The organism is Celeribacter sp. (assembly GCF_048266405.1).
Lineage (GTDB): Bacteria > Pseudomonadota > Alphaproteobacteria > Rhodobacterales > Rhodobacteraceae > Celeribacter.
Window position 1 is genome coordinate 1 of record NZ_JBLWZO010000033.1, and the last position, 7991, is coordinate 7991.

General features: G+C 56.2%; 7 protein-coding genes and 1 pseudogene. 4 read left to right on the plus strand and 4 right to left on the minus strand.

The window, feature by feature from the left end; all coding sequences use genetic code 11:
* The 3 genes and pseudogenes from ACN0TS_RS18810 to ACN0TS_RS18820 form a co-directional block, all read right to left on the minus strand.
* Window positions 1-706 (minus strand): annotated as a pseudogene (locus ACN0TS_RS18810) (hypothetical protein); the annotation flags it as partial.
* Between the two features lie 147 nt (window positions 707-853).
* Entirely contained in the window at window positions 854-1897 is a 1044-nt protein-coding gene (locus ACN0TS_RS18815) for a GIY-YIG nuclease family protein (protein ID WP_417260851.1), read from the minus strand.
* Window positions 1898-2017: 120 nt separating this feature from the next.
* Window positions 2018-2599 carry a hypothetical protein gene (locus ACN0TS_RS18820; RefSeq protein ID WP_417260852.1) on the minus strand — a complete coding sequence of 194 codons (582 nt, stop codon included), beginning with the start codon at window positions 2597-2599 and terminating at the stop codon, window positions 2018-2020.
* A 123-nt stretch (window positions 2600-2722) separates the two neighbouring features.
* On the opposite strand from ACN0TS_RS18820, the gene ACN0TS_RS18825 reads away from it, so the two are divergent.
* Entirely contained in the window at window positions 2723-2908 is a 186-nt protein-coding gene (locus tag ACN0TS_RS18825; RefSeq protein WP_111481417.1) for a ribbon-helix-helix protein, CopG family, read from the plus strand.
* A gap of 522 nt (window positions 2909-3430) precedes the next feature.
* On the opposite strand, the gene ACN0TS_RS18830 is transcribed toward ACN0TS_RS18825, so the two are convergent.
* Window positions 3431-4399 (minus strand): TAXI family TRAP transporter solute-binding subunit, encoded by a 969-nt coding sequence (locus ACN0TS_RS18830; protein WP_417260853.1) that lies wholly within the window; start codon window positions 4397-4399, stop codon window positions 3431-3433.
* 386 nt (window positions 4400-4785) lie between these two features.
* On the opposite strand from ACN0TS_RS18830, the gene ACN0TS_RS18835 reads away from it, so the two are divergent.
* The 3 genes from ACN0TS_RS18835 to ACN0TS_RS18845 all read left to right on the plus strand — a co-directional run bounded on the left by ACN0TS_RS18835 (window position 4786) and on the right by ACN0TS_RS18845 (window position 7824).
* On the plus strand, window positions 4786-5991 hold the full coding sequence (locus ACN0TS_RS18835) for a pyridoxal phosphate-dependent aminotransferase (protein WP_417260854.1): 1206 nt from the start codon (window positions 4786-4788) through the stop codon (window positions 5989-5991).
* Between the two features lie 3 nt (window positions 5992-5994).
* Complete coding sequence (locus ACN0TS_RS18840; protein ID WP_417260855.1) at window positions 5995-6618, plus strand: RraA family protein; 624 nt, start codon at window positions 5995-5997, stop codon at window positions 6616-6618.
* Between the two features lie 288 nt (window positions 6619-6906).
* Window positions 6907-7824 carry a LysR family transcriptional regulator gene (locus ACN0TS_RS18845; protein WP_417260856.1) on the plus strand — a complete coding sequence of 306 codons (918 nt, stop codon included), beginning with the start codon at window positions 6907-6909 and terminating at the stop codon, window positions 7822-7824.
* Window positions 7825-7991: the final 167 nt, after the last annotated feature.

Genomic DNA, 7991 nt, shown 5'->3' on the forward strand with positions numbered 1-7991 from the left:
TGAGATCGCCGCTCATGACGGGCGGGCGCGTGTTGATGATGGTCCAGCCCTCCGGCAGGAAGACGTCTTTAAGCAGGCGCCGGACAGAGCTGCGCTGGTCTTCGGGCACACCCGTGAGCACGCTCACCGCATCCGGCGCGATGAGGCCTGCAAAATTGTCCGCGCTTTTGAAGGTCGCGGCCAGACGCGCCGCCAGCACCAGATCGCTGCGCGGGATTGCAAGTTCGGGACGGCTCCGCCCGTCTTCGGTGGTGGCAAAGGGATCATCGCCATTTGCAGCGATGGCGCGCCAGAGGTCATCCGGCAGATGTTGCACAAGTGGGCTGGCTGAAAGAGCGGCCAAGGGAGATGGCTCGGACAAGTGAGCCTGAGAGCAACGAGACTTGGCGCTGCGTCTTGACGCGGGCAGAGGAGAGGGCTGCCCGTCCTCTTCATCCCAAGGGTCATCATCGAACCTGATCTCATCGGCGTCTTCATCGTGTGTGCTCTGCAGCGCTGCATCCAGAGCCTGCAGCTCAGCGCAGTGGCGGGACAGGCGCAACAGGGTCGCCTGAGCATAGGGCCACCAGACGGGGCGCTCCGTGCGCGGGCCTGTGATCGAGGGCAGCGGGAAGGAAGAAGAGTTCAATGAGGAAGAAGCATTGAAAGCAGAAGGCGTGGGAGATGTGGGGGCGGGAGATTTAGAAGTGGTGGTGCGATGCGTCATGGCAGCATCCTTTCCGGGAAACAGGGAGGGAGGCTGCCCGCAGGGATCACGCGGGCAGCAGGCATATGTGTGAGCGAAGAAGGCGACCAGTCAGCGCTGGCCGCGGGGGGAGACCGGATGGTCCAAACCGGCTTTGTCAGGTTCGGGTTAGTCCAGGTCGCGCGCGTCGCCGTGCAGGCGCCTCAGCATGGCGAGGATCACGGGCTCCAACTTTGCGACATAGATCTCTGATTTGACCCTGAGCCATGCCTCAAAGCGCTCGGCCGGCAGGGCGGCGTCGGGATATGTGCGCTTGATCTCCGCATGCAGGCGCTTCTCTACGCAAAGCGCCAGATGGCCCGATTGCATCGGCACCTGACGCAGAAGCTCCCCGTCAATCTCCGAGTTCTTTGCTCCTGCGCTTCCCGCTTCTGTGCTGCGCTTGAGTTGGTGGTGCAGGCGCGATTGCGGATCGCGCGAGAAGCCCAGCTTCACGGCCTGCGTTTTGTCGGGAAACACAAAGCGCATCGCATAGATGTAGCTCGGGGCCGACGACCACCCCTCTCCACACTGTTCACAGCAGAAGCGGCCCGTCTGCATGTTCACCCGCGCGATGCGCTGTTCGTGTCCGCAGTCATGGCTATAGAGCCGATAGTTCGGGTCGTTTTGAGGGTCGGGGCCGATCAGGTCCCATCCCCGTGCTTCGGCCTCTCCTTGCTCTTTGGCGGCGCGGCAGGTCTCGCAGCGGGGGATGGCCTCCCCTTTGGCGCAACGCTCGATAAACTCGAACTGACGGATGAGATCATGCCCGCAGGGCGCACGATAGAACCCCAGATGACGGTCGGTCGGATGATAGCCCAGGAAGATCAGCCCCGCGGCCTTGGCCGTCTCGATGATCCGGTCATACTGACAGGCGGCGCATTCAGGCCGGGCGCTGCGCAGGGTGTAGACCTTATGCGCGGTCAGGCCGCCACAGGTATTGCATTCAAGCACGATGTGGTTTTTGTCGCGGACGCGCCGCACGATCTCGTAACCTTTGTCTTTGGCAAACCCGTGCCATTGTGCGGGGGTCTTGATCGGAAAGATCTGCCATGCTTCAGGGGGAACCTGGCGTGAGCGGCGGGGCAGAAACAGGCTCTCGTTCGTGTTGGGCGGGGTGATGAAGGGAAGGACCGGCTTTACTGCGCCGCAAGGTGTCGGGAAAGACGTCATGGGGATGCCTCCTGCATAAGAAAGAACAAAGCAAAGGGGGAGGGCAGGGCGACAGCACCGCCCTGTGGAATGATCTCTGGAGTAAAAAGGACAGACCTGTCCTGAGGGGGGAGGGAGTGCCTATTCGGCCGCCAGCAAAGCGGACAGCTCCGGGGCATCCGCGCCTGCAGAGGGATCAAGCCCGACCAGACCTGCGATCATCTCGAGCGCACCGATCTCGTAGAAGGCCTCCGTGGCCCGCGCCAACATCGCAGAGATGCGACGGGAGAGCGGATCATGGCCAAACCAGTTATAACTTCCGGCGTCACTCAGCAGGCGATCTTCGGCCCCGCAATATTCTGCATGGCTCTCGCAGCCGAGCACGAAGTGCAGCAGCTCGGCCATATTCTGGAGCGGGGCATCGCTTGCGCTCTGTGCGGGCAGTTCAAATACAGACCGGCACAGGTCTGCGGCACGTGCCCATGCGTGTTCCGCGGCATCACACCCGTCAGAATAGGCGGGATCGAAGGCCTCGGCACACTCGATGTCGCGTTCGGCCTCAACGGCCGTATCAAGCGCATCAAGCAAAGAGGCAAACTGCAAGGTGACAGGGGAAAAAGTGACGGGAGAAAAAGTGAGAGGGGAAGAAGAGGCGAAAGAAGAAACGGCATCGGAAGCGGCTTCATCTGCGCAAGGCAGCATGGTAGACATCATGTCAGTCATAATTGATCTCCTATCGATCGGTTATGGTTAGAGCGAGGCGAAGGGCTGCAACCCTTGCCTTGCTCGTCTAGTATGATTATATAGCGTCAGTAAGTCAAGTATCTTTTTGGAGAATGATTCGTCATGGCTAGAACTGGACGCCCTAAAACCGACACGTCGCCCGTCAACATACGTATGGATCGGGAGATGATCCGTGCAATCGACGACTATCGCCGCAAACAAGAAGACCTCCCCACGCGCCCCGAAGTGGTCCGCCGCGTGATGATGGAGTGGCTCGAGAAGCAAAAGGAAAACGTGGGGGAAGAGTGAGGGGGCGGCTCGTATGGGGCATTCTCCGGGTTCGGCCATTGCGATGGCGGCCCTATAGTAGAGGGTGGCGGTTATGCGCGTAGCTGATCTTGGGGCAGGGCGCGCGGATGTCTGTCATGCCCGGTGGTGTTGATGGATGCGAACGGCCCATCGCTGCCTTTCATCACCAGTTCAAGATGCTGCGATGCAGCCCGTCGAAGCGGCCATTCGTGCATCGCGCAGCCTTTTGTGCTTCCCAATGTCGCTGATGCGGACAAATTGTGAATTCGCTGCACTTGCGCCAATGACTGCTTTTGCTTGAGGGCCGTTTTGAAAAAAGCAGCGGCGCTAACGAAACACTAATGCAGCGTGTAACCCATCGCGGCCTTTGAGGCAGAAAGAGTTATTTTGCAAGGCAAGGTTTTTTGGCTCAACGTTATCCGTGAACGGATACCAGTGTCCGTCGTCAGGGCTTTTGGACCCATAGGCGACGTATCTCAACAGAGGCGTCTAGACGCCTCTGTTTTGGTTATCATGACGAGATCAGTCGATCAGGCCATGTTCGCGGTAGTACTTCTCAGCGCCGGGATGCAGTGGTGCGGACAGACCAGCGGTTGCCATCTCTTTTGGATCAAGGTTGGCGAAAGCAGGGTGCAGTTTGCGGAAGTCCTCAATGTTGTCAAAAACCGCCGCAACAACGGCATAGACAGCTTCTTCTGACACATTCTCGGAGGTCACGAAGGTTGCGCCTACGCCGAAGGTTGTGACATCTTCGTCGGTTCCACGATACATACCGCCCGGGATGGTCGCAGTCCGGTAGTAGCTGTTTTCGCTGATCAGTTTGTCGACCGCTTCGCCCGTCACATTCACGATGACAGAGTCACAGGCTGTGGTTGATTCCTGGATCGTCCCGGATGGGTGACCAACGGTCACGACCATGGCGTCGATCTGGTTATCGCACAGGGCGGCAGACTGTTCCGCAATCTTCAGCTCCGTCGCCAGAGCGAAGTTGTCTGTGGTCCAGCCAAGAGCGGCCATCAGGACTTCCATCGTGCCGCGCTGACCGGACCCGGGGTTGCCGATGTTCACGCGTTTGCCTTCAAGATCACTAAAATCTTTGACGCCGGCATCCGCGCGAGCCACCACTGTGAAGGGCTCGGGATGTACCGAGAAAACCGCGCGCAGCCCTTCAAAGGGTCCGTTCTCTTCAAAACGGGAAGTGCCGTTGTATGCGTGGTATTGCCAGTCAGACTGAGCCACACCAAAATCAAGTTCGCCCTCGCGAATGGTGTTGATGTTGTACACCGATCCACCGGTCGATTCGACCGAACAGCGAATGCCGTGTTCTGCGCGCCCTTTGTTCACCAAACGGCAGATCGCGCCGCCCGTTGGGTAGTAAACACCGGTCACACCGCCCGTACCGATCGTGATAAACTCTTCTGCACTCACTGCCGGGGCCATCAGTGCGATGGCAGCAATGGCAGTGAGTGATGTCTTTAGCTTCGCGTTCATTTTTGTACTCCCTTGACGTTCTGACCAATATTTCCTGCCGGTCTCGGCAAAGGATTTCGGTCATCCATTCGATACCTGTCCTGTTCGTGAACAAGGTTTGGTGTGTCCCAATAAACGCGCATTCGGATCGATTGTTAGCGAAATTTTCGACTACTCATACATTCCATATAAGACTGAAAATGATCTAATATTCATTCTCAAAATTTTTCATTTGGGTTGAACACCACAGCAGGGATGGCCAGGACAAATATCATATCATTCCAAAATGGAAACTTTAAACATCACTTTTTATCACTTTTTTTCTAAGCAATCTTTCCCTAGCACGGCAATGGAACAATCGCCCGGAGCTGCGAAAACAAATGTCGATACCCATCTCAAACAAGGTTATGAAACTCAAACCTTCTGCAAGCATTACAGCGATGCAGCGCGTCACGGAATTGAAGGCTAAAGGGCGCAGGATCTATGATTTCTGCGTTGGCGAGCCAGACTTTTCGACGCCCGGGAACATTGTAGACGCAGCGATCGCAGCGCTGCGCGCGGGCGATACGCACTACACGGGGTCGGCCGGAATTCTGTCTTTGCGAAAAGCGATTTCCAACAAACTGCTCAGAGACAGTGGCGTCACCTACGATCCGTCTGAGATCGTCGTCGCGAGCGGCGCCAAACTGCTGATTTACGAACTGTTTTCCGCAACTTTGGAAGCTGGCGACGAGGTCATTGTTCCCGCGCCATTCTGGGTGAGTTATCCCGATATTGTTGCTCTCAATGGCGGCGTGCCGGTTGTCGTGCCCTGCGGTCCCGAGACCGGCTTTAAGCTGACACCAGCGTCCCTCGAAGCGGCGATCACTGAGAAAACCCGTTGGGTGATCTTCAATTCGCCATCCAATCCAACCGGGGCAATCTATAGCCATCAGGAGTGGAGCAGCCTGATTGAAGTCCTGCTTGCGCATCCGCAGGTTTCGGTGCTGACAGATGAAATTTATGAACATGTCATCTACGATGGGGCAAAAAATGTCACTCCGGTCGCTGTAGACCCGCGCCTGCGGGAGCGTTGTGTGATAGTGAATGGAATGTCCAAGGCCTACGCAATGACAGGGTGGCGACTGGGATTTGCCGCCGGTCCCCGTCATGTGATTCAGGCTGTCGTCAAGCTGCTTGGCCAAAGTACTACCTGCGCCTGTTCCTTTGCCCAGACCGCCGCAATCGAGGCGCTTGAAGGAAGTCAGGAACCGATAGCGGATATGCTGGAGTCCTACAAAAAAAGAAGAACCCAAATTGTTGATGGGCTCAATCGGATCGAAGGTATTTCCTGCGCAATGCCGCAGGGAGCTTTTTACGCCTTCCCCGATGTTCGTCGATTGCTGGGATCTCAGACCCAGGATGATTCAGTGATTTCAACAGATGCCGATCTGGTGAGTTACCTGCTTGAGGAAGCATCGGCAGCGATCATGGGGGGGGCATCCTACGGGTCGCCCGGATTTCTCCGCCTTTCGTTTGCGACATCAGAAACCACCATTTCGGAAGGGATTGAAGCGATCGCGCAAGCTGTCGCAAAGCTTCGTTTACCCGGCACCAATATTGAAGGGGCATGAAAAATGACACAGGCAAATGAGTGCGAGAACATCGCCGAACTTTTTAAGGGATTTTCCGCCTGCGCGGTTGCTAATATCAGTGACAACCTTGATCGTGCGATCGGTGCCCGGGGTATTCGTCCGTTTCACAACGGCGGCACAATGGCGGGGAGGGCCTTAACGGTCAAAGCCGCTCCTGGGGACAATACCTTCATCTATCAGGCGTTGGAAATCGTATCGCCTGGTGACGTCATTGTTGTCGACGGTGCTGGGTACGAAGACCGTGCGCTCATCGGCGAAATCATGGCGAACATTGCGGAAAGTCGCGGAGCTGCAGGGTTTGTTCTGGACGGTTCCATCAGGGATGTGGATGCGATTTCGTCCAAATCCTTCCCGGTGTTTGCCCGCAACGTTATTCACCTCGGCCCGTACAAGGGGGGCGTTGGCAAGCTCAATGTTCCGGTTTCGATCGGCGGAATGTCGGTCAATCCGGGTGACATAGTGGTTGGCGATTCAGATGGCGTCACCGCATTCGGCCCCGATATCGCAAGCGATCTGCTCAAGGCCACACGCCGGCAACAGGCAAAGGAGACAGACATCCTGGCATCCATTGCGAACGGGACCTACACTGGAGCGTATTCCAAATAGTTGGGGTGCTGTTCGTCTGACACATCGCACCCGGCCAATCGTCCGCCGAGGGGCGGCAGGCCGTTCTTGCGTGTTCGACAGATACAGTCAGGTTGAAAATACACGCAACGCGATGGATGCCTTTCGGGTGGCACATCGCAACCGCGCCCTGGCTCGATTGTCGAAACGCCCTTGCAATCGGTCGGTGCGCCATTGAGCCGGCGGGCATCCCAGACATTCTGTATATTGGTGTCAAGTGTTCGAAACACATGCTACTGTGGAATAATTGGCATGTGACGCGGACCTGGAATGAATACTCGAATAACACTCAAGCAACTGGAAACGCTTTACTGGATTGTCGAGTTGGGCACGTTTGAAAGGGCTGCCGCAAGATTGTGTGCGACACAGTCTGCCGTTTCCAAACGCGTGCAGGAGCTGGAGCGAGGCACTGGAATTGAGATTTTCAACCGCAATCAGCGCGGCGCAAAACTGACCGGCAAGGGGGAAGAACTGTTCGAAGTGGCAAAAAAAATGCTTCTGCTCCACGATCAGGTACTTGAATTGCGCAATACCGAAAGCCTTCAGCCGCGCTCGTTGAAAATCGGCGTGACCGAACTCGTGGCCTCGACCTGGTTTCCTCAACTCGTAGCTGAAATCAAGGAACGTTTTCCCCAAGTAAGGTTGGAGCCCAAATCGTCCATGAGCCGGGACCTATTCAGCGATCTCGAACAAGATCAACTTGATCTGATCATCATTCCCGAGACCTTTACCTTGCCAGAGTTTGTAACAGTCCCGATTGCGAGCGTGCAAAACTATTGGATGGCGAAGAAAGGATTCCTCAAAAACAATGTCCCCATCAGGCACCGTGATCTGGCTGAGTACCCCGTACTTGTGCAAGGTCGGCTGTCAGGGTCAGGCGTGTTTCTAAATAAATGGCTTAAGAACCGCGGTGTCGTTTTTCCTGAAACCCTGGTGTGTGACTCCATGTCGGCGTTACTGGGATTAGCGGTGGCTGGATTGGGCGTAACGTATTTACCTTATCACTTTTGCAAAGGGCTGCTTGAAGAAGGAAAACTTGATATAATCGAAACTGAAGTCCCCTTGCCACCCGTACCTTATGTCGCGGTTTATCGCGAAGATCGACCGCACTCGTTTGTGCAAGAAGTTGCGGAAATCGCGCAGGCCTGCTCTGACTTTGAGACAAGCTTCCCAGCAACACTTCCATGAGAACCCTCGGTTGGACTGTCGATGCTCAGGGGGCTGCTCGGGTAGGGGGCAGACTCCTTAGGAGGCGACAATTCAGCAAATCAATAGCCTACTCTTCCGTGGAGCCGTCATTCATGCGGCTTGCAGCATCTGTAAGAGTGGGCTCACAGCTGTCTTGCGGCGGTGCA

What these genes read in the sequence shown, in the direction of transcription:
- ACN0TS_RS18815 (WP_417260851.1), bottom strand. Translation starts at nt 1,897, where the DNA reads ATGACGTCTTTCCCGACACCTTGCGGCGCAGTAAAGCCGGTCCTTCCC.
- ACN0TS_RS18820 (WP_417260852.1), bottom strand. Translation starts at nt 2,599, where the DNA reads ATGACTGACATGATGTCTACCATGCTGCCTTGCGCAGATGAAGCCGCT.
- ACN0TS_RS18825 (WP_111481417.1), top strand. Translation starts at nt 2,723, where the DNA reads ATGGCTAGAACTGGACGCCCTAAAACCGACACGTCGCCCGTCAACATA.
- ACN0TS_RS18830 (WP_417260853.1), bottom strand. Translation starts at nt 4,399, where the DNA reads ATGAACGCGAAGCTAAAGACATCACTCACTGCCATTGCTGCCATCGCA.
- ACN0TS_RS18835 (WP_417260854.1), top strand. Translation starts at nt 4,786, where the DNA reads ATGAAACTCAAACCTTCTGCAAGCATTACAGCGATGCAGCGCGTCACG.
- ACN0TS_RS18840 (WP_417260855.1), top strand. Translation starts at nt 5,995, where the DNA reads ATGACACAGGCAAATGAGTGCGAGAACATCGCCGAACTTTTTAAGGGA.
- ACN0TS_RS18845 (WP_417260856.1), top strand. Translation starts at nt 6,907, where the DNA reads ATGAATACTCGAATAACACTCAAGCAACTGGAAACGCTTTACTGGATT.